Below are 22,241 nucleotides of genomic sequence, written 5' to 3' on the forward strand. Positions count from 1 at the left end.
TTCCCCGGTCGGATCTGCCGGGATCATGCGAGGGGTGCCCTAAGGATCCCCGAGGGGATTCCTTCGAATTCGAACGAACCCGCATTTTTCCGCCGGGGGGGAGCGATAAGCCTCGCCGTCAGCCGCCATCCGGCGCCATCGCGCCGAACCAGGCCAGCATGCGGGCGCGCCCCGCCGCCGACCAGAGCCCGTCCAGCTCCGGCCGGTCCCGTCCGCAGCGAAACAGCGGCGCGCGCCGGTCGGCGAACGCGGCGGCACGGTCGGGCGCCGAGCCCGACGGGCCGCCGGTATCCTCCACCGCGCCCACGAGGCACCCGGGTTCGTTGCCGCGCGCCGGCTTGAGAGCGAGAAGGACGTCCGCAGCGCCACCGGCGGCATCGGGAAAGCGATAGCGCAGGAGGGCGGCGACCGGTCGGTCGCCAAGGATGCGCCAGACCACGGAGCGACCGAGCCGGCCGCCGTCCGGGGGCGCCGGCAGAAAACCCTCGGGGCGCGCAAGCGCCAGTTCGCGCGCGTCCTCGGTTCCGCGAAGGAACACGTCGGTTCCCACAAGCCCGGCACAGCGCAGGACACCCTCGCCGCCGGCGCTCGCGTCCACGGGCCGGCAGAGGCTCGGCAGGAGCGGCGAGACCGCTCCCGTCGTCTCGGAAGCGGGCGGCGGGGCGGCGGGAGCCGAGAGCACGGCCAGAACCAGGAGAAAGGGATGCATCGGCGGTCCTCCGAAAGCCGGGTGCGGGCCTTGCGGCTACAGGGTGAGCGTTCCCTCGATCAGGATCGTCACGGCGCCGCCGATCAGGACGCGGCCTTCGCCGGCGGCCCGCACATGGACCCGTCCGAGCCGACCGATGGCCGTCCCCTGCGCCGCGACATAGGCCGAGGCCATGCGGCCTTCGCTTTCCATCCAGCGCGCCAGAGCGGCGTTGAGGGAGCCGGTGATGGGATCTTCCTTGAGGCTGTCGGAAATCGCCAGCATGCGCACCTCGACATCGGCCTCGCCGCCCGGCGCGTGGGGACCGATCAAGCCGATCCGTCGCTCGGGGGCAAAGCTCGCGCCGCGCGGATCGACGGCGAGCACCGCTGCCGCGCTTCGCAGTTCGATCGCATCCCATGTCGGACCGTTGTCGAGCCGGGCCGCGCGCACGACGTCGGCCGGGTCGATCCGCAGCGCCGACAGGGTCTCGGCAAGGCGATCGGGCTCCATAGGCGCGATGCGGGTCTGCGGCGCCACGAAGGCGGGAAGTGGACCGCTCCTGTCGATCTCGACGATCCCGATCGCGCATTCCTGGCGCACCGTGGACGCGTCCTGCGGAACACCGCCCGCATGAAGCCAGGCCGCGCAGCTACCCAGCGTCGGATGGCCGGCGAAGGGCAGCTCGCCCGCGGTGGTGAAGATGCGCACCCGGTAGTCGGCGGCGGGGTCGCTCGGCGGCAGCAGAAACGTCGTCTCGGCCAGGTTCGTCCATGTGGCGAAGCGCTGCATCGCCGCATCGTCCAGTCCCTTGCCGTCGAGAACGACCGCAAGCCCGTTGCCGCGCGTCGGCACGTCCGAGAACACGTCGCACTGGATGAACCGTCTACGCATCGCTGCACTCCCCTGTCGCCGCCAGGTTTATGCGCCGCCGGCCGGATCGCGTCCAGCCGAACCGTTGCCCCGAGCTTCGCCTCGTCAGGCGCTGCAAAGCCGCGGCCATCACGCGTCCGTCATCGTAAGACAGTCAGAGTATTAAGGGGCCGGGTCTAGGGTCGACGCCATCCACGTCAAGGGAAGCGTCCATTCCATGCGTCTTACGATCTCGCGCAAGCTCGCCATGCTCATCGCGCTGGCGGCTCTCGGCAGTCTTGCCGTGATGGCGGTGCAGCTCATGGAACTGCGCTCCAGCATCTGGGCGGATCGGCAGCACATGCTGCAGATGCAGGTCGAATCGGCGGTCTCGGTGATGAAGCACTTCGCCGGAGAAGCCGATGCCGGCCGAATGACGCAGGCCCAGGCGCAGACCGCCGCCCGCGAGGCGGTGCGCAACATGCGCTACGGCCAGGGCGAGTATATCTTCGCCTTCCTGCCGGACGGCACGCGCATGATCCACGGCGACAGCAAGCTCGAAGGCAAGAGTGGCTGGGACGAGCGGGACAACAACGGCCTATACCATATCCGGGCGCTCATCGCGAACGCGGCCGGCGGCGGCGGCTTCACGAGCTACTACCGCACGCGCGTCGGCGAGGATGTGGCGCAGCCCAAGCTGTCCTTCACCACGCAGTTCGCCCCCTGGAACTGGACGGTCGGCACCGGCGTCTATGTCGACGACCTCGACACCCTGTTTCGCCATTCGGTCTACCGCGCGGCCGGCTGGAGCACGGGCATCCTGATGGCTCTGTGCGCGGCGGCCTTCGCCATCGCGCGCTCGATCTCCAAGCCCGTGATCCGCCTCACGGCGGACATGCGCAAGCTGGCATCGGGCGACAAGACGGTCGAGGTGTCGGGCCTCGACCGACGCGACGAGATCGGCGCGATGGCCGAGACGGTTCAGGTCTTCAAGACCGCCGCGATCGAGAAGGAGCGCCTCGAGGCCGAGGCGGAGACCTCCCGCCTGGCGCAGGCCACCAGCCGCGAGCGGCAGGCTGCGATCGACAGCGCCCGCGCCGAGGACCTGCGCGCCTTCGTGCATCTCGTGGAGACGAGCTTCGAGCGTCTGTGCGCGGGTGACCTCACGGTGCGCATGGACACGAGCGTCGCGGCCGAGTTCGAGCCGATCCGCGAGACGTTCAACGCTTCGGTGGAGTCGCTGGAGACCACGATCGGCGCGGTGGTCGGCGCGATCGGCACGATCCGCCTCGGGCTTGGCGAGATCTCCAATGCGTCCAACGATCTCGCGCAGCGCACCGAACAGCAGGCCGCCAATCTCGAGGAGACCGTGGCGGCGCTGGGCGAGGTGACGCGTGCGGTCAACGGCACGGCCGAGGGCGCCGCCAAGGCGCAAGGGTCGGCTGCGTTGACGCAGAAGAACGCCGAGGCCGGCGGAACCGTGGTGGCGCGGGCCATGGAGGCCATGGCCGAGATCGAGGACTCATCGGGCAAGATCGGCCGCATCATCGGCGTCATCGACGAGATCGCCTTCCAGACCAACCTTCTTGCGCTGAACGCGGGCGTCGAGGCCGCGCGCGCCGGCGAGGCGGGCCGAGGCTTTGCGGTGGTGGCGCAGGAGGTGCGAGGCCTTGCCCAACGCTCGGCCGAGGCGGCGAAGGAGATCAAGACGCTGATCTCGGCATCGGGCACCCAGGTCGAGGCGGGCGTCGAGCTCGTCACCGCTTCGGGCCACAGCCTCGAGGAGATCGTCGGCCAGGTCTCGGAGATGAACCGGATCGTCGCCCGGATCGCGGGCTCGGCCAAGGAGCAGGCGGTGGCGTTGCGCGAAGTGTCGACGGCGGCCGACCAGATGGACAAGGTCACCCAGCAGAACGCGGCCATGGTGGAACAGACAACGGCCGCCGCGCAGGCGCTCACGGTGGAAACCGATCAGCTCGCCGCGCTCACGCGTCGCTTCCGCACCCGCGTCGGGGACACCAGCCAGCGCGCCGTGCCGATGCCGGCGACGCGTCGTCCGGCTGCCGCCGCACCCCGTCCGGTGGCGCAGCTGCGCACCGCCGGCCATGGCGGCGCAGCCCCTCGCCCTGCGTCCGTCGACGACAGCTGGGAAGAGTTCTGAGGCGTTCGTCCGCCAGCTCTATTGCGAGCGGGGCGGGCGCGGCGTCGGGCGCCAGTCGGGCGGCGCCATCTCGAAACTCTCGAAGCGAAAGCCCGGTGCGACCGTGCAGGTGACGAGCGTCCATTCGCCGAGGCTCGTCGCCGTCTGCCACCACCCGGCCGGCACGGTGAACTGCGGGACCTCGCCGGTCAGGACCCCGACGCCGAGACGCTGGGCCGACGCGTCATGGCCGTTCGGCGAAACGGTGATCACGAGCGGCGCCCCGGCGTGCCAGGCCCAGGTCTCGGCGGCATCCGTGACACGGTGCCATTTGGAGGTCTCGCCGAGGTCGAGGAGGTAGTAGATCGCGGTGGAGCGGGGCCGGCCGGTTTCGTCCACCGCGGTGTCGCGGAAGGTCTCGCGATACCAGCCGCCTTCGGGATGCGGTGCCAGCTTCAGGGCCGCGATGACGTCGTGCGATCTCAATAGCCGTTCCTCTTCTCGCGCAGCGCCGCGAAGACGGCGACCGGATCCTGTCCGGTCCTGTCGAAAGCCGCCTGGAGTTCGGGATCGTCCGCCCGCAGGAACGGGTTGGTCCGTTTCTCGCGACCGAGTTCGACGGGCAGCGTCGCCTCCCCTCGCACGCGCAGCCCCTCCACCTCCTTGACCCGCTCCTGCAAGAGGAGGTTGCCGGGATCGACATCGAGCGCGAAGCGGGCGTTGGTCGCCGTGTATTCGTGGCCGCAATAAAGCATCGTCTCGTCGGGAAGGACGCGCAGGCGCTGGAGGCTGTCCCACATCGTGGCGGCATCGCCCTCGAACAGGCGCCCGCACCCGAGCGAGAACAGCGCGTCCGCCGCAAACAGGGCGTTTGCGCCCGGCACGAAATAGGACACGTGGCCCGCCGTGTGGCCGGGCGTGTCGATCACCTCGATGGCGAGGCTGCCGATCGTGAAACGGTCGCCCCCTCGAACGCCCCGGTCGATGCCGGGAATGCGGGCGCGCTCGGCTTCCGGACCGATGATCTCGACCCCGAACCGGTCCTTGAGGGCAAGGTTCGCCGCGACGTGGTCGTCGTGGTGATGGGTCGTCAGGATATGCGTGAGGCGCCAGCCCTCGCGCTCCAGCGCTTGGAGGATGGGCGCCTCCTCCGGCGCGTCGATCGACAGGGTGTTGCCGGTGGCCGCGTCGTGCAGGAGCACGCCGAAATTGTCGCGGCGGCAGCCGAACTGCCGAATCGGATAGGATGTCATCGCAAACCTCGCGCCTTGGCCGTGACCGCGCTAACTAGAGCCCGAAGCCTTCGCCGGGAGAGCGGATGACCACCGTGAACGCCGACATCGTCGATCTGCGCGATTTCTACGCCTCGCGGCTCGGCGACGCCTGCGTTCGCTCGCTGGCGCCGGCGCTCGGCTCGGTGTGGAAGCCGATCCGCGACGAGCGTCTCGTCGGCCTCGGCTACGTCACGCCCTATCTCGACCGGTTGACGGGCGAGGCCGAGCGCACCCTCGCCTTCATGCCGGCGACGCAAGGGGCGGTGAACTGGCCGCTCGGGCGCCCTTCGCTCGCCGCCCTCGTCCACCCGACGGATCTGCCGCTCGGCGACGCCTCGGTCGACCGCATCCTGATGGTGCATGCCCTCGAGTTCGCCGAGGACCCGGCGGAGATGCTGGGAGAGGCCTGGCGCGTGCTGGCGCCCGGCGGGCGGCTCGTCATGGTGCTGCCGAGCCGGCGCGGCGTCTGGGCGCGGTTCGAGCATACGCCGTTCGGATCGGGGCGCCCCTGGTCCCGCCCGCAGGCGACGCGTCTCCTGCGCGACACGCAGTTCACGCCGGCCGGCTTCTCGGAAGCCCTGTTCTTCCCGCCGTTCCGCCGCGAGCGGCTTCTCAATCTCGCCGGGCCCTGGGACCGCGTGGGCCGGCGGTTCTGGCCGATGTTCGCCGGCGCCATCGTGATCGAGGCGGTGAAGCTCGTGTATCGCGGCATTCCCGTCACCAGCCGCGAGCGCAGCCGCATCCGCGCCATGCGCCCCGTCCTGGTGCCGCAAGGCGCGCCCTCCCCGGCCCTCAACCTCGAAAAGCCAGCGAGGGCGCCTTAACTCCAGCGCCTGTCCAACGATCAGGAGCGCCCCATGCAACAGCGCAAGCTCGGCCCAGACCTTTCCGTTTCCGCCCTCGGCCTCGGCTGCATGGGCATGTCCGAATTCTACGGCGAGGGGGACGAGGGTGAGTCGCTCTCGGTCATCCACCGCGCCCTCGACCTCGGCGTATCCTTTCTCGACACCGCCGACATGTACGGCGTCGGACGCAACGAGGAACTGGTCGGGCGCGCCTTGAAAGGTCGGCGCGACCGCGTGGTGCTCGCCACCAAGTTCGGCAACGTGCGCGGCCCCAACGGCGAGCGGCTCGGCATCAACGGCCGGCCGGACTACCTGCGGCGCGCCTGCGACGACAGCCTCAGGCGCTTGCGGAGCGACCACATCGATCTCTACTACCAGCACCGGGTCGATCCGAACGTGCCGATTGAGGAGACCGTCGGCGAAATGGGCCGCCTCGTGGACGAGGGCAAGGTCCGCTTCCTCGGCCTGTCGGAAGCGGGACCCGCCACGATCCGACGCGCCCATACCACGCATCCGATCGCAGCGCTCCAGACCGAGTATTCGCTCTGGAGCCGCGATCCGGAAGCGGAGATCCTGCCCACCTTGCGCGAGCTCGGCATCGGCTTCGTGCCCTATTCGCCGCTCGGCCGCGGCTTTCTCACCGGGCGGTTCCAGAAGCCGGAAGATTTGCCCGACGACGATTTCCGAAAGTCGAGCCCTCGCTTCTCCGGCGAGAACTTCGCCAAGAACCTGAAGCTCGTGGATACGGTGAAGGCCATCGCCAAGCGCCGGAACGCGACGCCCTCGCAGCTCGCGCTCGCCTGGGTGCTGGCGCAGGGGGACGACGTCGTGCCGATCCCCGGCACCAAGCGCATCCGCTATCTCGAGGAGAACGCCGAGGCCGTGCATGTCGAGCTGACCGCCGACGACCTCGCCGAGATCGACGAGGCCTTCCCGGCCGGGGTCGCGGCGGGCGAGCGTTATGCCGAGGGCGGCATGAAGACGGTGAATCTGTAGCGTCAAGCCGAGGCGGCGCGCCTCAGCGCCGCCTCAGCACGAACACGGCCTGCGCGCCGAGGAGGTTCCACACCGCCCAGGGCAGGCGCATCCCGACGCGCTGGCCGGCGGAATCCAGCGCGATGGCGCTTTCCACCTCGGCGCCGACCTCGCGCGTCAGTTCCACGAAGTCGCGAATGGTGCAGAAGTGGATGTTGGGCGTGTCGTACCAGGAGTAGGACAGGCTCTTCGTCACCGGCATGCGCCCCTTGAAGAACAGGGACGAGCGCACGGACCAGTGGCCGAAGTTGGGAAACGAGACCACCGCCCGGCGACCGATGCGCAGGAGTTCGGCGAGCACGAGCTTCGGGTTCTCCGTCGCCTGGATCGTCTGCGACAGGATCGCGTAGTCGAACGCGCCGTCGGGATAGTGGACGAGGTCGCGGTCGGCATCGCCCTGGATCACCGACAGGCCTCGGCGCACGCATTCGTTGACGCCGGGCTGGCTGAGCTCGATGCCGCGCGCGTCGACGCCGCGACGCGCCTGGAGGATCTCCATCAGCGAGCCGTCGCCGCAGCCGACGTCGAGAACGCGGGCGCCCGGTTCGACGAGATCGGCGATGGTGCGCAGGTCGACGCGCGCGCCGCCCTCCTCGACCGCGACCACGCTGCTGGTCGGCTTCGGTGCCGTCTCGATCGCGCTCACAGGAGCCCCCTCGCGCGTGCCGCCGAGGACAGGAAGCCCTGCACCGCGCCGGTGAACTCCGGCTCGTCGAGCAGGAAGGCGTCGTGGCCCTTGTCGGTCTCGATCTCGACGAAGGAGACGGAGGCGGCGTTGGCGTTCAGTGCATGCACCACGGCGCGGCTCTCCTGCGTCGGGAACAGCCAGTCGGAGGAGAAGGACACGAGGCAGAAGCGCGTCTTGGCGCCCCGGAAGGCCTCGGCGAGACGCCCGCCGTGCTCGGCCGCGATGTCGAAATAGTCCATGGCGCGCGTGAGGTAGAGATAGGCGTTGGCGTCGAAGCGGTCGACGAAGGTCATGCCCTGGTGGCGCAGGTAGCTCTCGATCTGGAAGTCCGCCTCGAAGCCGAAACCGAGCTTCTCGCGGTCCTGCAGGTTGCGGCCGAACTTGCGGTGGAGAGCGGCCTCCGAGAGATAGGTGACGTGCGCGGCCATGCGCGCGACGGCCAGCCCCTTGTGCGGCCGCGTGCCGTGCTGGAGATAGTGCCCGCCGCGCCAGTCGGGATCGGCCATCACCGCCTGCCGGCCGACCTCGTGGAAGGCGATGTTCTGCGAGGAGTGGCGCGCGCCGGTGGCGATCGGCAGCGCCGCGAAGACGCGCTCGGGATAGGCCACGGTCCATTGCAGGACCTGCATGCCGCCCATCGAGCCGCCGATCACGGCGAAGAGCTGGTCGATGCCGAGACGGTCGATCAGCATGGCCTGCGCCCGCACCATGTCTCCGATGGTCAGAACCGGCAGATCGAGCGCATAGGGGAGCCCCGTCGACAGATCCACCGAGGCCGGTCCCGTCGAGCCCATGCACGAGCCGATGACGTTGGAGCAGACGACGAAGAACCGGTCGGTGTCGACCGGTTTGCCGGGACCGATCAGGCTGGACCACCAGCCGGGCTTGCCCGTCACCGGGTTGGGGCTGGCGGCATACTGGTCGCCGGTCAGCGCGTGGCAGACGTAGATCGCATTGGATTTGTCGGCGTTGAGCTCGCCGTAGGTCTCGAAGGCGATGTGGAACGGCGACAGGGTGCGCCCGGCGTCGAGCCGCAACGGCTCGTCCTCGCCGAAGAAGGCGACCTTCGAGGACGGCTGGCGCGCCTCGCGCGCGCTCAAGGTTTCTTCGATGGCGGGATCTGCGATGATCGACATGGCTCGTGCTAGCCCCAAGCCTCCCGCAGCGCAACGGAATGTTGCGCCTTCCCTCGACAGCCACGGCGGCGAAGAGTATGCGCGGGCGCATGCTCCCTACCGGCAGCCCCCTTGCCCGCAGATTGCCAGGACCCGCCATGACCAGCCTTCCCGTGCGCCCCCAGCCCAAGCCCGGCGTCCTCGACATCGAGGCCTATGTGCCCGGCAAGAGCAAAGCACCGTCGGGCGTCACGCTGCACAAGCTCTCGTCGAACGAGACGCCCTTCGGCGCCTCGCCCGACGTGCAGGCGGCACTGCGGGACGTCGCGACCAGGCTGGAGCTCTATCCCGACGGCCAGGCGAACGCGCTGAAATCGGCGATCGCCGAGGTGCACGACCTGCCGGTCTCGCGCATTCTGTGCGGCAACGGGTCGGACGAACTCCTCGGGCTCCTGGCGCAAGCGTTCCTGTCGCCCGGCGACGAGGCGATCCACACCGAGCACGGCTTCCTCGTCTACGACATCTATATCCGCGCGGCCGGCGCGACGCCGGTGGTCGCCCGCGAGCGGGACGAGCGCGCCGAGGTCGACGCCGTTCTCGCCTGCGTCTCTGAGCGCACCAAGATCGTCTTCCTCGCCAATCCCAACAACCCGACCGGCACCTACCTGCCGGCCTCCGAGATCCGCCGCCTGCACGCGGCCCTGCCCCCGCACGTCCTCCTGGTGCTCGACGCCGCCTATGCCGAATATGTCCGGCGCGAGGACTACGAGGCGGGCGCGGCGCTGGTGGCTTCGAGCGACAACGTCGTGATGACGCGCACCTTCTCCAAGATCCATGGCCTTGCAGCGCTGCGCATCGGCTGGATGCTGGCGCCGGAAGCGATCGTCGACGCGCTCGACCGCATCCGCGGGCCGTTCAACCTCAACGCCATGGCGATCGCCGCCGGGGCGGCGGCGATCCGCGACCGGGCGCATGTCGAGAAGTCCGTTGCGCACAACGAGGCGTGGCTGGAGCGCCTCGGCCGTGAGTTGTCCGCGCTGTCGCTGCGCGTCACGCCGTCGGTCGGCAATTTCGTGCTGGTTCACTTCCCCGACGAGGCCGGCCGCACGGCGGCGGACGCCGACGCGTTCCTGACGCAGCGCGGCTTCATCCTGCGCCGCGTGACGGGCTACGGCTTCCCCAACGCGCTGCGGCTGACGGTCGGATCCGCAGAGGCCAACGAGGGCGTCCTTGCTGCCTTGAAGGACTTCCTCGCGAAATGACCGAGCCGCTCTTCGATAAGATCGCGCTGATCGGCATCGGCCTGATCGGCTCCTCCATCGCGATCAACATCCGCGACCGGGGCCTCGCACGCGAGGTGTCGATCGCCACACGCCGCGAAGCGACACTTGCCCGCGCGCAGGAACTGCGGCTCGGCACGAGCTACCATCTCGATCCGGCGGATGCGGTGCGCGACGCCGATCTCGTGATCCTGTGCCTGCCGGTCGGCTCCTGCGGCGCGGCGGCGGCTGCCATCGCGCCGCACCTCAAGGCCGGCGCCATCGTCTCCGACGTCGGATCGGTGAAGGGTGCGGTGGTCGACCAGATGCGCCCCCATCTTCCGGCGCATGTGCATTTCGTGCCCGGCCATCCGATCGCCGGCACCGAGCAGTCGGGCCCGGACGCCGGCTTCCTCGAACTCTTCGAAAACCGCTGGACGATCCTCACCCCGCTCCCCGAGACGGACGAGGCGGCGGTGGAAGCCTTGCGCGCCCTGTGGCTGGCCACCGGCGCGAACGTCGAGGTGATGACGCCCGAGCACCACGACCTCGTGCTCGCCATCGTCTCCCACGTGCCGCATCTCATCGCCTACAACATCGTGGGAACGGCCGCCGACCTCGAGACGGTCACGCAGTCCGAGGTCATCAAGTTCTCGGCGTCCGGTTTCCGCGACTTCACGCGCATCGCCGCGTCCGACCCGACCATGTGGCGCGACATCTTCCTGACCAACCGCGAGGCGGTGCTGGAAATGCTGGCGCGCTTCTCCGAGGATCTTGCATCGTTGCAGCGGGCCATCCGCTGGGGCGACGGCGATGCGCTCTTCGATCTCTTCACCCGCACCCGCACCATCCGCCGCTCCATCGTGCAGGCGGGGCAGGACACGGAGGAGGCCAATTTCGGCCGCCTCAAGCCGCGCAAGGACCCCTGGAACGAGAAGGCACCGGGGGAGTGAGCCTCAGATCCTCGGCAGCCGCCCGAGCGGGATGAAACCGAGCCGAGCCTCGCCGTCGCGCACCGCGACGTCGAGGACGGTCTGTCCGTTCTCCTGCCGTCCGACGAGGCCGATGCCCCCTGCGATCGCCGAGGCAACGCCGCCGCTGCCGGGAACGAGTACCGTGACGAGCGTGGCGATCGCCTGCGGGTTCTCGACGCCGAGCCGGAAGTCGCCGGAAATCTCGCCCGCCTCCGACACCCGGAACGGACCCGACACATCGACGCTCGCCCCCACCGAGGAGACGAGGCGCAGCGAGCGGATCATGCCCGCCTCACCCCGAAGGGCCGGCCCGACCTGCCCGCCCGGCACGCCGTCCTGCAGCCAGCCGGCGGCGCCGTCCACGGTGAGGTCGGCCGACAGGTCGAAGGCGGGAATGTCCCCGATCGGCGGGATCGTGGCGACGACGCCGGCATCCGACAGGGCGAAGTCGAGTGCCGCCCCGTTCTGGCGGGCATGCGTCTCCAGCCGAACCGAGCGGGCGAGAGGGGTCAGCGCCCCGGCTTCTCCGACGAGCGACAGGACCGCGTGGTCCACCGCGATCGACACGCGCTCCAGGCCCTCCGTCCAGAGGCTCGTCGAGGCTTGGGCCAGCGCCCAGTTCATCTCCAGCGGCGGCAGGTCCGGCACGGTGGCGCGCAAGGGCCCGCCAAGTTCGGCGACGATGTGCGAGGGCTGGTAGATCTGCGCCGCCGTGCGCAAGGACCCGGCGGAAAGACGGATGCCGTTCGCGGGCGCGTCGACGCCGACGGCATCGCAGGACAAGCCGATCCGGAACGGGTAGCCGAAGACCTCGCGCCCGTCGCAGGCGATCGCGGTGCCGCCGCCGCCCGCCGCATCGAGCGCCGAGACGACGCGGCGGTCGAGTTCTCCCGCCAGATAGTACCAGACGCCGGTGAGGGCCGCCGCCAGCACCACCACGAGGATCGCGACACCCGCGAAGACGCGGCCCGCCGCCGAACTGCGGCCCGTTTCGCCTTCCGCCCTTGACCTTGCCATGCGGGCATCCTTTCTGCGCAGCCGAACCGGCGCCTTCATGAAGCGCCGGAGACGGGAATGGCAAGAGCGATGGACGATTTGTGGGTCTTCGCCTACGGCTCGCTGATCTGGCGACCGGGGTTCGAATACGAGGAGCGGGCCAAGGCGCGGCTCGCGGGCTTCCACCGATCGCTCTGCATCTATTCGCACGTCCATCGCGGCACGCCCGAGCGGCCGGGCCTCGTGTTCGGCCTCGACCGGGGTGGCTCCTGCGTCGGCATGGCGTTTCGGGTGGCGGCGGAGAAGGCGGAGGCGACGACCGCCTATCTTCGCGCGCGCGAACTCGTCACCAGCGTCTATCTGGAAACGACGCTCCCCGTCCGCCTCCTCGATGGGCGACCGGTGCGCGCGCTCGCCTATGTCGTGGATCGCGGGCACACCCAGTATGCCGGCCGGCTATCCGTCGAGACGGCGGCTGCGCTCGTCGCCCGTTCGCACGGGCAGTCGGGCGCCAACCGGGACTACGTCCTGTCGGCGCTCGGGGAGATCCGCGCGCTCGGCCTCAGCGACCGCTGGCTGGAGAGCGTCGCCGCCCGGATCTGAGGCGTCAGAGGCCCTGCGTGCCCTCGGGCGCGCGCTCCTGCTCCACCGGATGCGGATCGGGATCGGCCAGCAGCTGTGCGACGAGCGCGCTCTTGGCCAGGTCCGGCCGTTCGGCATAGGCGGCCTTGACGAGACCGAGCGACCGCTCCTCGATCCGGTCGCGCAACTCGGCGATGAAGGGATCGCGCTCCAGGCCCGGCGGGATCGGCTCCAGGAACTCCGCCTGGATCGTACCGGGCTCGCGGCGCACCGCCTGGCGCGGCCAGAACAGGCCGGAGTTCAGCGCCACCGGCACGGTGGGTATCCTCAGCTCGGCATAGAGATAGTGGATGCCGGGGCGGTAGTTCGGCGCGGTGCCGGGCGCCGAGCGGGTGCCTTCGGGATAGATCACGATCTGGCGTCCCTCGGCCACCGCCTTGCGCGCCCCGGCAAGGAGCGACGGCAGGACGGCGGCGCGGCGCGAGCGGTCCACCGGGATCATGCCGAGCGTGCGGGCGTACCAGCCGAACACCGGAATGCCCATCAGCTCCTTCTTGAGGATGAAGGTCGGCCGCTCCACGACGAGGAGCAGCGCGATCACGTCCCAGAAGGACTGGTGCTTGGCGGCGACGATGCACGGGCCGGCGGGCACGCGGTCCGCATGCTCCACCACCGAGCCCGTCCCGGCGACGTGGCGCAGCAGCCAGAGGCTGTTGCGCGCCCATCCCTTGACGATGCGCCAGCGCGCCTCCTCGGAACGCAGGAAGAAGAACGGCAGGTTCAGGAGAAGCTGCCCGATCAGATGGACGTAGAATAGGACCTGGAACAGGACGGAGCGCAGGAGGATCATCGGGCGAACGGCTCGGACAGCTAGGCGGCCCTTCGGTGGGCCGGTTCCTCATACGGGGCCAAGGGCGGGAGGGGAAGGCGCAAGGCGCCCTACTCCTCGCGCCCGGCGACGCGATGGTGCCAGCCGCCGAAGGCCGACAGGTCGAACCCGGTCGCCAGCCGCGCCTTGACCGCCAGCACCTTGGCGTATTCCGTCACGAGGAGGCGCAGGCCGAGCCGCGTCGGCCAGCCGTCGCGCCGCCAGAGCTTGTCCGGCGAGACGGGATAGGGAACGATCGCCGGCGCGTCGGCGACCCCGCTCATTTCGAGGAGCGAACGGGGGATGTGGTAATCGCTGGTGACGAGCAGGAGACGGTCGAAGCCGTGCGCCTTGGCCCAGCGCGCCGTCGCCTCGGCGTTCCCGATCGTGTCCATCGCCTCGTAGTCGAGATCGACGCAGCAGTCGATCAACGCCATCTCGGTGCCGGTCGCACGCGCGATGGCGCCTGCGCTCGTGTCCCGGTTCACGCCGCTGATGAGGAGCCGGCGCCCCTCTCCCTCGCGCAGGAGCGCGATCGCCTTGCGCAGCCGCTGCTCGCCGCCGGTGAGCACCACGATGCCGTCGGCATGGGCCGCCTCGGGCGGTGCCGACAGGGCGGCGACATCGCTGGCGAAGCGCGCGAAGCCGCCGACGAGATAGGCCGCGCCCGCAAGCGCCGCGAAGAGGCCGACCCAGGCGATACGGCGCGGCCAGCGTCGACGCCTGCGCGCCTCGTACGGCGTCCCATCGCCGTCGCGGCGGCCATTCCGGTTCATTCTCATCCGTCCACCGGCGACAGCATGTCGATCGCGGCCAATTGGCTGGTGACCGTGATGCGGGACGTCAGCGCGGTCAAGACGCCGATGGCGACCACCAGCACCGCCGTTCCGACATAGCCCCATACACTGATGGCGAAGGAGCCGAAGAGGGCGCTGATCTGGTCGGCCTCGGGTGTCGCCTGGTTGGCCCTCGTCCATTGGCCGACGGCGAGGAACACCAGAAACGCGCAGGCGCCCCCCGTGAACGCGCCGATGAGGCCGAGCTTCAGGAAGTGGCGCTGGAACTCGCCGGCGATGAAGCCGCTGCGCGCGCCGACGAAATGCAGGACCTCGATGATGTGCCGGTTGCCCGTCATCGCGCCGCGCGTGGCGAAGACGACGGTGAGAACGGTGGCGATCATCACCAGTGCCAGGATCGCGATGCCGATCAGCACCGTGGCGTGCGCCATGGAGACGAGGCGGGAGACCCAGGCGCGGTGGTCGTCGAGGCTCGCCTGGGGCACGGCGGCACGCACCGCCTCGCGCAGGCGGGAGAAGTCGGGGGGCGAGCGCTCGTCGATCCCGACGATGACGAGGCGCGGCACCGGCAGTTCGTCGAGATCGAGCCCTTCGCCGAGCCAAGGCTCGAGGAGCCGACCGGTCGCAGCGTCGTCGAGCGGCACCGCCGACACGACCCCGGGCACCGCGGTCACCGTGGCGCGCACGGTTTCCAGCGCGGCCGCCATGTCCAGCCCCTCGTCCGGCCGGATCTGCACGGTCACCTCGCGCGCGATCTCGCTCTGCCAGTCGGCGGCCGTGTCGGCGACGAGGGTCACCGCGCCGAGCGTCAGGCTGGCGAGAAAGGTCATGATCGCGATCACGGTGAGAAGCGCTCGGCCCGCGACGTTGCCCGGGGGCACGATCGGATTGGGCCGCGCCTCTGCGCGCCTGCGCCACCAGTCGAGGAACGCGCGCGGATCAGTCATAGATCTCGAGCCGCCCGTCCGCGAGAATGAGACGCCGCGCCTCGACCTGGTCCATCAGGCCGAGATCGTGGGTGGCGATGACGACGGCGGTGCCGGTGCGGTTGAGTTCCATGAAGAGGCGCAAGAGGCGCCTGGCGAGCGGCGGGTCGACATTGCCCGTCGGCTCGTCGGCAAGGAGGATGTCCGGCCGGTCGATCAGCGCGCGCGCGATCGCCGCACGCTGCTTCTCGCCGCCGGAAAGGACCACGGGCGAGGCGTCGAGCCGTTCGCCGAGGCCGACCCACTTGATGAGGTCCTCCACGTCGCGCCGATAGCTCGCCTCCTCGCGACCGCGCACGCGAAGCGGCAGCGCGACGTTCTCATAGGTCGTGAGATGATCGAGCAGCCGAAAATCCTGGAACACGACGCCGATGCGCCGCCGGATGGCGGGCAGATCGGTCCGCTTCAGCGTCGAGGCATCCTTGCCGAGCACGGTGATCATGCCGCGCGTCGGCTTCAGCGCCAGGAAAAGCATGCGCAGGAGACTGGTCTTGCCCGCGCCCGACGGCCCGGTGAGGAACTGGAAGGACTTCGACCGGATCTCGAAGGTCAGGTCGCGCAGGACTTCCGGCCCCATGTCGTAACGCAGGCCCACGTTCTCGAACCGTATCAAGCCGCCTCGGCCTCCTTGATCCCCTGCGCCGTGCGACGCCAACTTCCGGACGCGCCCGGCAGCGCCGCACCTCGTCCCTGATCCATCATTCCGGCCGCATTCGGGCCGCCACCCGTATCCCACAAGCTTCCGTTAACCATAAGAGCTTACCGAATCCTGACCTTCGCGGTTTCCATGCCGCGATCCATCGATCGGAAGGAGGGCGGCATGGAGCCGAACCTTGGCCAGAGCCCGCGCAGCCGGCAGCACGACGTCTGGCGCGGCGCGCGCGGTCTCGTGATCGAAGGGCACGTCGTCGCACGCCGGACCGGGACCAGCCGTCCCGTGCAGGCGCCCATCGAGCCCCCGGCACCGCGCTGGGGCGCCGCGCTCGATGCGGCGGCGGCTCTTGCGCCGTCGAACCCGCATCTGGCGCGCATCGCCCTTCCGGCAGGCCTTGCGCTCGTGGCGTTCGTCGCCTTCGCCCTGTCGCCCGGCGGAGCGGAGCGCCACGGCGCGGCCGAGCCGACGGTGCGCGTGGCCGCCGCCCCGGTGATCCGATGATCTCGGTTCGCGGGCGCGAGCTCGAAACGCTGTTCTCCGAAGAGGAGATCGCGGGACAGGTCGACCGGATGGCGGCAGAAATCGCCGCCAAGAGGCCGGAGAACCTCCTCGTCGTCGCCGTCCTGAAGGGCTCCTTCGTCTTTGCCGCCGACCTCATCCGCGCGCTCCACCGCCATGGCGTCGCGCCGGAGATGGAGTTCATCTCGCTGTCCTCCTACGGCGCGGGAACGGTCGGCGGCGACGTGCGGATCGTGCGCGATGTGGAAGGGGCGATCGCGGGACGCAAGGTGCTGCTCGTCGACGATATCCTGGAATCGGGACGCACGCTCCTCTTCGCCCGCGACCTCATGCTGGCGCGCGGGGCGACCGGCGCCGAGATCGCCGTCCTTCTCGACAAGCGCATGAAGCGCGCCGCCGCGATCGAGGCCGACCATGTCGGCTTCGACTGCCCCGACGTCTTCGTGGTCGGCTACGGCATGGATGTCGGCCACGCCTTCCGCGAACTGCCCTTCGTCGGGCGCGTGGTGGATTGAAACGCCGCGCAAGATTTGGGGGCGCCGTCCCCTGAATCACCGGAGCCGCGGCGCCTTTCGCGCGTTCTTCCCTTCCTATCGTATCAGGGGAGTTAGACGATGACGAAGCCGTCCTGGATCACGCTGGCCCTGATCGTGACCGCGAGCGGGCCTGCGCTGGCCGCTTCCATGCCTGCCGACCTGTCGGAGACCGCGATCAACTCTGCGACGTTCGCCGATTGGACGGCACGGCAGGACGCGGCGGCGGACGCCGCGAGCGCGCCTGCGCAAGCCGCGCCCGAAGCGCCGGTCCAGGACGGCGACGAGCCGCCGCCCTCCGACGGCCAGACCCAGACGACGACTGATGACGCGGACACGCAGGCTGACGCGAAGTCGGAGGACAGCCCCGATCCCTTTCTGATCCGCGTCCAGGTCCTCCTCGACCGCGCCCATGCCTCGCCCGGCGTGATCGATGGACGGCCGGGCGGCAACACCGAGAAGGCGGTCCGCGCCTACGAGGAGGCGCACGACATGGCGGTCGACGGGGTGATCGACGACGCGCTCTGGACGGCGCTGTCGGCGGACGCCGGCCCGGCGATGAAGACCTACCGGCTGACGCGTGAAGACGTCGATCAGCGCTACGTCTCGAAGATCCCGTCGGACTATGGCGCCATGGCCAAGCTCGAATGCCTTTGCTACCGCGGCCCTTCCGAGATGCTCGCCGAGCGCTTCCACATGGACGAGAAGCTGCTTCTGGCCCTGAACCCCGGCGCCGACTTCCGGTCCGCCGATACCACGATCCTGGTCGCCGACCCGGGCGCCGGGCCCGAGGGTAAGGTCGACCACATCGTCATCGACAAGTCGAAAGGCGAGCTCTTCGCATTCGACGCCGAGGACCGCGTCCTGATGTCGGCGCCCGCCACCATCGGCTCCGACGACACGCCCTCCCCGAGCGGCACGATGAAGGTCAACGGCAGCGCCCCCGATCCGACCTACGAATACGATCCCGACAAGAACTTCCAGCAGGGCAAGAACCGCAAGAAGCTCACGATCCCGGCCGGCCCGAATGGTCCCGTCGGCTCGATGTGGATCGATCTGTCCAAGCCGACCTACGGCATCCACGGCGCGCCGGAGCCCTCGCAGATCGGCAAGACCGGCAGCCACGGCTGCGTTCGCCTGACCAACTGGGACGCCGAGGCGCTCGCCAAGCTCGTTCAGCCCGCCAAGACGACCGTGGAGTTCAAGGGTTGAGCGCGGCGGCGGCCTGACATGAAGGTGATCGCGGCGCGCACGGCCGGGTTCCGTGGGTGCCCGGTCGCTCCTTCACCAACGGTTAGCCCTGTTCGGTAAGGGTTCGCACAAGGATGGACCCGCATACTCCGTGCCACGGACCGGGCCTTGCCCTGTCCGGCCGGCACAGGCCGGCGTGTGCGAGGAGCAGGACACCATGGCCCGAATCTTGATCGCCGAGGACGACACCGGCATCCGGCTTCTGGTGGCGCGGGCTCTTCGCCTCGAAGGCCACGATGTGCTGGTCGCCGAGGACGGCGAGATGGCGGTGGACATCCTGGCCGAGGAGAACGGCGCCTTCGACCTTCTCCTGTCCGACATCCGCATGCCGGGGATGACGGGCATCGAGCTCGCCCATGCCGCCCACGCCACCTTTCCCGAACTGCCGATCCTGCTGATGACCGGCTATGCCGAGCAGAAGGAAGCGGCAGAGGACCTCTCCGCCTTCATTCTCGGCGTCGTCGAGAAGCCCTTCACCATCAGCGAGATCCGCCAGCGCGTCGCGCAGGCGCTCCGGGGCACCGCGGCCGGCGAAGCCGCCGTCGCGCCGCTTCGCCGCTACGCCTGATCCGTCAGGCCCGGCGCGCCACGAAGAACAGGCGCGGGAAGGCGAGAAGCCGTCGGCCGTCGGCGCGCGCGGGGTAGCGACGGTCCATTTCCTGCGTATATCGCGACCGGAAGAGCGCCCGGCCGTCCTCGTCCAGAGGATCCACGAACGGCTTCAACCCGGTCGACGAGAACCACTCCGTGATCGCCTCCGGCGAGGTCATCGGATGGTTGTAGATCGTGGTCCAGACGTCGACCTCGGAGGCCCCTGCCGCCGCCAGCCAGTCGTAGTAGGCCTCGCGCGCGGCGATCGGCTCGCGCGCTTCGTTCATGCGGTCGAGCGTTCGGGCAAACGGGTCCTCCCGCGCGATATCCTGCATCGCGACTTGCGACGGGTCGGCGAGATTATCGGGCACCTGCGCGGCCAGGAGCCCCCCCGGCCGCACATGCCGGAACAGCGCGGGGATCAGTTGCTCGTGGCCGAGAACCCATTGCAGCGCGGCGTTCGAGAAGACGAGGTCGAAGGGCTCCGCCGGATCCCACGTGCTGATATCGGCGCGTTCGAAACGCGCGCCCGGCAGCCGGGCCCGTGCCGCCTGCAGCATCGTCTCGGACGTGTCGAAGCCCGTGACCTCGGCCTGCGGAAATCGCTCCGCGAGAAGCGCCGTCGAGTTTCCCGGGCCGCAGCCGAGATCGGCGATGCGCAAGCCCTCCCCTTCGCCATCGCCGATCCGGCAGCGAGCCAGAAGATCACGCGCCGGCCGGGTGCGCTCGTCCTCGAAGCGGGAGTAGAGGGCTGGATTCCAGTCGGTCATCGCGGCGATCCTTACCGTGGGATGCCCGGCTTCTAGCGCATTTCCAGCGAAAGCCGAGCGGCTTTCCGCGATCGGACGATGCGCCGAACACGGACGTGCTCTGACCCCGCCACGCCGCTCCTGCCAGGGATGGATCCGAACGCTTACGGCGTGCGCAGCAACCGCTCGAGATACTCCCGTTCCTGCTCGGGCGAGAGCTGACGGCCGAGGCGGTCGCGGATCTGATCGAGGATGCGGCGAGCGCGCTGGATGTCGATTTCGTCGGGCACGCCGACATCCTGGCCGAAGTCGGGCCCCTGCGTCTGCCGCTCGCGGCCGAGCGGATCGCGGCCCGAGCGCTGCTGGCCGGGCCCCTGACCGAAGCGCCCGGGACCGCCGGGCTGCATGCCCTGGCCGGGCTGCTGCCCTTCGCCCCCGCCCTGCCCCTGCATGGCCTGCATCTGGTTCATCGCGTCCTGCGCGCCGCGCCGCAACGCGTTCATAGCCTCGCCCTGCTGGCCGACGGCCTCGCCGTCGTCGCCCTGCCCGATCGCCCCTTCGGCGCGACCCATGGATTCGCCGGCCTGGCCGAGATCGTCGCTCGGGTTGAGTCCCTGCCCCTTCATGGCCTCCTGGAGAGCCTGAAGGTCCTTCTGGAGCTGGCCCTGCTCTGCCTGGAGCCGCTCCTGCATGGCACGCAGCTCCTCCTCGGTCATGGGTTGGCGCTGGCCCTGACTGCCCTCCTGGCCTTGCTGCGCCTGCTCGGAAGGGTCGCCCCCCCGCTCGTTCTCCATCTGGCGCCGCATCTGCTGGCGGCCGAGCTCGAAGGTCTCGTCCATCAGCTTCTGCTGGCGCTGGAGCATTTCGCCGAGCTGGTTCATCTGCTGCTGCATCGGGCTCTGCTGGCCGGCCTGCTGCTGGCCTTGCTGGGGCCGCATCGCCTGGAGGCTGTCCATCATCTCGCGCAGCTCCGACAGGAGTTGCTGGGCGGCGTCCTTGGAGCCGGAGCGGGCCAGATCCTCGATCCGGTCGAGCATCCGGTCGAGGTCCTGCGGCCGGATCTCCTGGGTCTCTCCCATCTGCGACAGGCTCTGCGGCGGCATGTTGCGCATCGCCTCGGCCATCGCCTGCATGTATTCCTGCATGGCCTGGCGCAGCTCCTGCATGAGCTGGGCGATCTCCTCGTCGCTCGCCCCGTTCTCCAGCGCCTGGCTCAGCTGCTCCTGCAGATCGCGCAGCCGCCGCTCGGACGCGCCGAGGTCGCCGTCCTCGATGCCGAGGGCGATCTGCCAGAGGAAATCCACTGCCGAGAGCAGCGTCGCGTCGTCCGGCGCATGCGCGATGCGCTCGCGCACCGCCCGCAGGGCGAGATAGTGCGAGGGATTGGAAATGAACTCGTCGCCGCGCAGCGTGACGGCGTCGAGCATCGAGACGACCCGCGGCACGGCGTTGGCGTCGAGCGCCAGGATGCGCCGCTGCTCCACCACCGCGCGCGCCAGCGGGTCGACGAAGCGGCGCTCGGGCAGCGTCACCTCCAACGGCGGCGTTTCGCCGACCTGGCCGGCATCGTCGCGCACGCTCAACGTCAACGCCGCGCGCGTGCCGGCATAAGGGCTGTCGGCGAGCGCAAGGCTCGTGCGCCCCTCCGCGTCGCCGGCGCGTCTGCGCGGCAGAGTGAGCGAGGGCTCGGGTGGCGCGATCAGCGGCCGGGCACCGGGCGCCACGGGCTCGCGCGTCGCGAGCTTCGCTTCCCCGGCGGCCACGCCGTAATCGTCGCTCAGCCCGAACGCGAGGTCGAGCGAGCCGTTGCGGCCGGGCTTCGGCTCGCCGCGAAAAGCCACGGTGGGCGGGGTGTCAGGTGTCACCGCGAAGGTCCAGGCACCGAGGTTCCCGAACGTCGTGGCGATGCGCGCCGTGCCGCTCGCCTGGAGCGGCAGTTCGTATTCGCCCGCGACGGGGGCCTCCGCCTCCGCCTCTGCCACCGCGCCCTCGGTCGGCGCCTGCCCTTCGGGAACCGCGGGCGCGATTGGCGCGGCCTCGCCGCCGTCGGGCCGGAAGGTCACGTCGGCACCGCGCCGGTCGGACACGCGCAACGACAGAACCGTGCCCTGCGGCACCTCGATCGCTCCGGCCTGCGGCGCCTCGGCGGACAGGAGGATCGGGGCACGGCCGGTGTAGCCGGGGGGTGTCGCCCAGGCATCGACGCGCACGCCGGCGACAAGCTCGCCTTGGAGCGGCGCCAGCGCATCGGCGATCCGCCCGCCGCGCGGCCCGAAGGAATAGGCGAAGCCGGTGACGAGGAGGAGCGCAACGAGCGCGCGCAGGCCGTAGGGGTCGATCGCGTAGGTGCGCGTGCGCGGACCGGAAGCCTTGAGCCCGCGCAGCCGCTCGGCCATGCGTCGCTGGTGCTCGTGCCAGAGCGCGGCGGCGAAGTCGTCCGCCGCCGGCACGCGGTCCTCCTGCGCCTGCAGCGGTTGGTGGGCGAGCGCACTGTCGGCCTCGACGCGCCGCGCAACCTCCGCCCGCGTCGGCAGGCGAATGCGCCGCGCGCGCCAGAGGACCGCAAGCCCACCGACGCCAAGCACCACGAGAAGCGCAATGCGCAGCCAGTCGGACACGGCGGCGAAGACGCCGAACCAGGCGAGGATCAGAAAGAGGCCGAGGAGAGCTGCGAGCCGAACCAGAACCGGCCAGACCCGCTCCACGAGCAGGGCGGCGAAGGCCGCGCCGCGAACGGAGGCGGTGCGGGCCATGTCGAAGCCGGAGGTCTGGGGAACCATGAAGCCGCTTTCGGAACGGGCGGGCCGCGCCGCCGCCGGCTCGGGCTCCGCGCCTCATCGCGCG

Annotated in this window: 23 protein-coding genes; 10 read left to right on the forward strand and 13 right to left on the reverse strand. The window is 70.1% G+C overall.

Features of this window, described 5'->3' with window-relative positions:
• Positions 1-118: 118 nt before the first annotated feature.
• Positions 119-709 (reverse strand): hypothetical protein, encoded by a 591-nt coding sequence (locus AUL34_RS02785; protein WP_061930859.1) that lies wholly within the window; start codon positions 707-709, stop codon positions 119-121.
• 36 nt (positions 710-745) lie between these two features.
• Positions 746-1,582 carry a PhzF family phenazine biosynthesis protein gene (locus AUL34_RS02790; protein ID WP_061930861.1) on the reverse strand — a complete coding sequence of 279 codons (837 nt, stop codon included), beginning with the start codon at positions 1,580-1,582 and terminating at the stop codon, positions 746-748.
• Between the two features lie 196 nt (positions 1,583-1,778).
• On the opposite strand from AUL34_RS02790, the gene AUL34_RS02795 reads away from it, so the two are divergent.
• Positions 1,779-3,701, forward strand: coding sequence for a methyl-accepting chemotaxis protein (locus AUL34_RS02795; protein ID WP_061930863.1), 1,923 nt, complete (start codon positions 1,779-1,781; stop codon positions 3,699-3,701).
• Between the two features lie 18 nt (positions 3,702-3,719).
• Here AUL34_RS02795 and AUL34_RS02800 read toward each other — a convergent pair whose 3' ends face one another.
• Together AUL34_RS02800 and gloB are read right to left on the reverse strand one after the other, a co-directional pair.
• Entirely contained in the window at positions 3,720-4,166 is a 447-nt protein-coding gene (locus tag AUL34_RS02800; RefSeq protein WP_061930866.1) for a cupin domain-containing protein, read from the reverse strand.
• On the reverse strand, positions 4,163-4,933 hold the full coding sequence (gloB, locus tag AUL34_RS02805; RefSeq protein WP_061930869.1) for a hydroxyacylglutathione hydrolase: 771 nt from the start codon (positions 4,931-4,933) through the stop codon (positions 4,163-4,165). Before gloB ends, AUL34_RS02800 begins: the two co-directional genes overlap by 4 nt.
• Before the next feature lie 74 nt (positions 4,934-5,007).
• Here gloB and AUL34_RS02810 point away from each other — a divergent pair, with 74 nt between their 5' ends.
• Positions 5,008-5,778: a methyltransferase domain-containing protein gene (locus AUL34_RS02810; protein WP_061930997.1), complete on the forward strand. Its 771-nt coding sequence runs from the start codon at positions 5,008-5,010 to the stop codon at positions 5,776-5,778.
• A 33-nt stretch (positions 5,779-5,811) separates the two neighbouring features.
• Positions 5,812-6,795, forward strand: a complete 984-nt coding sequence (locus AUL34_RS02815) for an aldo/keto reductase (RefSeq protein WP_061930872.1) — start codon at positions 5,812-5,814, stop codon at positions 6,793-6,795.
• Between the two features lie 22 nt (positions 6,796-6,817).
• Here the strand turns inward: AUL34_RS02815 and metW are convergent, their stop codons facing one another.
• Positions 6,818-7,480 carry a methionine biosynthesis protein MetW gene (gene metW / locus AUL34_RS02820; protein ID WP_156420752.1) on the reverse strand — a complete coding sequence of 221 codons (663 nt, stop codon included), beginning with the start codon at positions 7,478-7,480 and terminating at the stop codon, positions 6,818-6,820.
• Positions 7,477-8,658 (reverse strand): homoserine O-acetyltransferase, encoded by a 1,182-nt coding sequence (locus AUL34_RS02825; protein ID WP_061930875.1) that lies wholly within the window; start codon positions 8,656-8,658, stop codon positions 7,477-7,479. Before AUL34_RS02825 ends, metW begins: the two co-directional genes overlap by 4 nt.
• Before the next feature lie 137 nt (positions 8,659-8,795).
• Between AUL34_RS02825 and hisC the strand changes: the two genes are divergently transcribed.
• Both hisC and AUL34_RS02835 read left to right on the forward strand, forming a co-directional pair.
• Entirely contained in the window at positions 8,796-9,899 is a 1,104-nt protein-coding gene (hisC, locus tag AUL34_RS02830) for a histidinol-phosphate transaminase (RefSeq protein WP_061930878.1), read from the forward strand.
• Complete coding sequence (locus AUL34_RS02835; RefSeq protein ID WP_061930881.1) at positions 9,896-10,849, forward strand: prephenate/arogenate dehydrogenase family protein; 954 nt, start codon at positions 9,896-9,898, stop codon at positions 10,847-10,849. The genes hisC and AUL34_RS02835 overlap by 4 nt, the downstream gene beginning before the upstream one ends.
• 3 nt (positions 10,850-10,852) lie before the next feature.
• Here the strand turns inward: AUL34_RS02835 and AUL34_RS02840 are convergent, their stop codons facing one another.
• Positions 10,853-11,887, reverse strand: a complete 1,035-nt coding sequence (locus AUL34_RS02840; protein WP_061930884.1) for a DUF2125 domain-containing protein — start codon at positions 11,885-11,887, stop codon at positions 10,853-10,855.
• A 69-nt stretch (positions 11,888-11,956) separates the two neighbouring features.
• Here AUL34_RS02840 and AUL34_RS02845 point away from each other — a divergent pair, with 69 nt between their 5' ends.
• The gene (locus AUL34_RS02845) at positions 11,957-12,469 is read left to right on the forward strand and encodes a gamma-glutamylcyclotransferase (RefSeq protein ID WP_061930887.1); all 513 of its coding nucleotides are present in this window, start codon (positions 11,957-11,959) and stop codon (positions 12,467-12,469) included.
• 4 nt (positions 12,470-12,473) lie between these two features.
• On the opposite strand, the gene AUL34_RS02850 is transcribed toward AUL34_RS02845, so the two are convergent.
• The 4 genes from AUL34_RS02850 to ftsE form a co-directional block, all read right to left on the reverse strand.
• Positions 12,474-13,298, reverse strand: a complete 825-nt coding sequence (locus AUL34_RS02850; protein ID WP_061930890.1) for a 1-acyl-sn-glycerol-3-phosphate acyltransferase — start codon at positions 13,296-13,298, stop codon at positions 12,474-12,476.
• A gap of 89 nt (positions 13,299-13,387) precedes the next feature.
• Positions 13,388-14,092, reverse strand: coding sequence for a YdcF family protein (locus AUL34_RS02855; RefSeq protein WP_082653119.1), 705 nt, complete (start codon positions 14,090-14,092; stop codon positions 13,388-13,390).
• A gap of 2 nt (positions 14,093-14,094) precedes the next feature.
• Positions 14,095-15,060: an ABC transporter permease gene (locus tag AUL34_RS02860; protein ID WP_061930893.1), complete on the reverse strand. Its 966-nt coding sequence runs from the start codon at positions 15,058-15,060 to the stop codon at positions 14,095-14,097.
• Entirely contained in the window at positions 15,053-15,712 is a 660-nt protein-coding gene (gene ftsE / locus AUL34_RS02865) for a cell division ATP-binding protein FtsE (RefSeq protein WP_061930896.1), read from the reverse strand. The genes AUL34_RS02860 and ftsE overlap by 8 nt, the downstream gene beginning before the upstream one ends.
• A gap of 207 nt (positions 15,713-15,919) precedes the next feature.
• Here ftsE and AUL34_RS02870 point away from each other — a divergent pair, with 207 nt between their 5' ends.
• From AUL34_RS02870 to AUL34_RS02885, 4 genes are all read left to right on the forward strand, one after another.
• Positions 15,920-16,255 carry a hypothetical protein gene (locus AUL34_RS02870; RefSeq protein WP_156420753.1) on the forward strand — a complete coding sequence of 112 codons (336 nt, stop codon included), beginning with the start codon at positions 15,920-15,922 and terminating at the stop codon, positions 16,253-16,255.
• Positions 16,252-16,788 carry a hypoxanthine phosphoribosyltransferase gene (gene hpt, locus AUL34_RS02875; protein WP_061930902.1) on the forward strand — a complete coding sequence of 179 codons (537 nt, stop codon included), beginning with the start codon at positions 16,252-16,254 and terminating at the stop codon, positions 16,786-16,788. The genes AUL34_RS02870 and hpt overlap by 4 nt, the downstream gene beginning before the upstream one ends.
• 99 nt (positions 16,789-16,887) lie before the next feature.
• A complete protein-coding gene (locus AUL34_RS02880; RefSeq protein ID WP_192845679.1) occupies positions 16,888-18,018 on the forward strand; it encodes a L,D-transpeptidase in 1,131 nt (376 codons plus the stop codon).
• A gap of 196 nt (positions 18,019-18,214) precedes the next feature.
• Entirely contained in the window at positions 18,215-18,625 is a 411-nt protein-coding gene (locus AUL34_RS02885) for a response regulator (RefSeq protein WP_061930906.1), read from the forward strand.
• 4 nt (positions 18,626-18,629) lie between these two features.
• Here AUL34_RS02885 and tam read toward each other — a convergent pair whose 3' ends face one another.
• Together tam and AUL34_RS02895 are read right to left on the reverse strand one after the other, a co-directional pair.
• Positions 18,630-19,418, reverse strand: coding sequence for a trans-aconitate 2-methyltransferase (gene tam, locus AUL34_RS02890; RefSeq protein ID WP_061930908.1), 789 nt, complete (start codon positions 19,416-19,418; stop codon positions 18,630-18,632).
• 143 nt (positions 19,419-19,561) lie between these two features.
• A complete protein-coding gene (locus AUL34_RS02895; RefSeq protein WP_061930911.1) occupies positions 19,562-22,177 on the reverse strand; it encodes a TIGR02302 family protein in 2,616 nt (871 codons plus the stop codon).
• Positions 22,178-22,241 lie beyond the last annotated feature (64 nt).

Origin of the sequence: Aureimonas sp. AU22, from assembly GCF_001463745.1 — a bacterium.
Lineage (GTDB): Bacteria > Pseudomonadota > Alphaproteobacteria > Rhizobiales > Rhizobiaceae > Aureimonas.

What these genes read in the sequence shown, in the direction of transcription:
- hpt (WP_061930902.1), top strand. Translation starts at nt 16,252, where the DNA reads ATGATCTCGGTTCGCGGGCGCGAGCTCGAAACGCTGTTCTCCGAAGAG.
- AUL34_RS02880 (WP_192845679.1), top strand. Translation starts at nt 16,888, where the DNA reads ATGACGAAGCCGTCCTGGATCACGCTGGCCCTGATCGTGACCGCGAGC.
- AUL34_RS02860 (WP_061930893.1), bottom strand. Translation starts at nt 15,060, where the DNA reads ATGACTGATCCGCGCGCGTTCCTCGACTGGTGGCGCAGGCGCGCAGAG.
- AUL34_RS02815 (WP_061930872.1), top strand. Translation starts at nt 5,812, where the DNA reads ATGCAACAGCGCAAGCTCGGCCCAGACCTTTCCGTTTCCGCCCTCGGC.
- AUL34_RS02855 (WP_082653119.1), bottom strand. Translation starts at nt 14,092, where the DNA reads ATGAACCGGAATGGCCGCCGCGACGGCGATGGGACGCCGTACGAGGCG.
- AUL34_RS02790 (WP_061930861.1), bottom strand. Translation starts at nt 1,582, where the DNA reads ATGCGTAGACGGTTCATCCAGTGCGACGTGTTCTCGGACGTGCCGACG.
- AUL34_RS02870 (WP_156420753.1), top strand. Translation starts at nt 15,920, where the DNA reads ATGGAGCCGAACCTTGGCCAGAGCCCGCGCAGCCGGCAGCACGACGTC.
- AUL34_RS02825 (WP_061930875.1), bottom strand. Translation starts at nt 8,658, where the DNA reads ATGTCGATCATCGCAGATCCCGCCATCGAAGAAACCTTGAGCGCGCGC.
- AUL34_RS02845 (WP_061930887.1), top strand. Translation starts at nt 11,957, where the DNA reads ATGGACGATTTGTGGGTCTTCGCCTACGGCTCGCTGATCTGGCGACCG.
- AUL34_RS02850 (WP_061930890.1), bottom strand. Translation starts at nt 13,298, where the DNA reads ATGATCCTCCTGCGCTCCGTCCTGTTCCAGGTCCTATTCTACGTCCAT.
- gloB (WP_061930869.1), bottom strand. Translation starts at nt 4,933, where the DNA reads ATGACATCCTATCCGATTCGGCAGTTCGGCTGCCGCCGCGACAATTTC.
- hisC (WP_061930878.1), top strand. Translation starts at nt 8,796, where the DNA reads ATGACCAGCCTTCCCGTGCGCCCCCAGCCCAAGCCCGGCGTCCTCGAC.
- AUL34_RS02785 (WP_061930859.1), bottom strand. Translation starts at nt 709, where the DNA reads ATGCATCCCTTTCTCCTGGTTCTGGCCGTGCTCTCGGCTCCCGCCGCC.
- AUL34_RS02895 (WP_061930911.1), bottom strand. Translation starts at nt 22,177, where the DNA reads ATGGTTCCCCAGACCTCCGGCTTCGACATGGCCCGCACCGCCTCCGTT.
- AUL34_RS02840 (WP_061930884.1), bottom strand. Translation starts at nt 11,887, where the DNA reads ATGGCAAGGTCAAGGGCGGAAGGCGAAACGGGCCGCAGTTCGGCGGCG.
- AUL34_RS02885 (WP_061930906.1), top strand. Translation starts at nt 18,215, where the DNA reads ATGGCCCGAATCTTGATCGCCGAGGACGACACCGGCATCCGGCTTCTG.
- AUL34_RS02835 (WP_061930881.1), top strand. Translation starts at nt 9,896, where the DNA reads ATGACCGAGCCGCTCTTCGATAAGATCGCGCTGATCGGCATCGGCCTG.
- AUL34_RS02795 (WP_061930863.1), top strand. Translation starts at nt 1,779, where the DNA reads ATGCGTCTTACGATCTCGCGCAAGCTCGCCATGCTCATCGCGCTGGCG.
- tam (WP_061930908.1), bottom strand. Translation starts at nt 19,418, where the DNA reads ATGACCGACTGGAATCCAGCCCTCTACTCCCGCTTCGAGGACGAGCGC.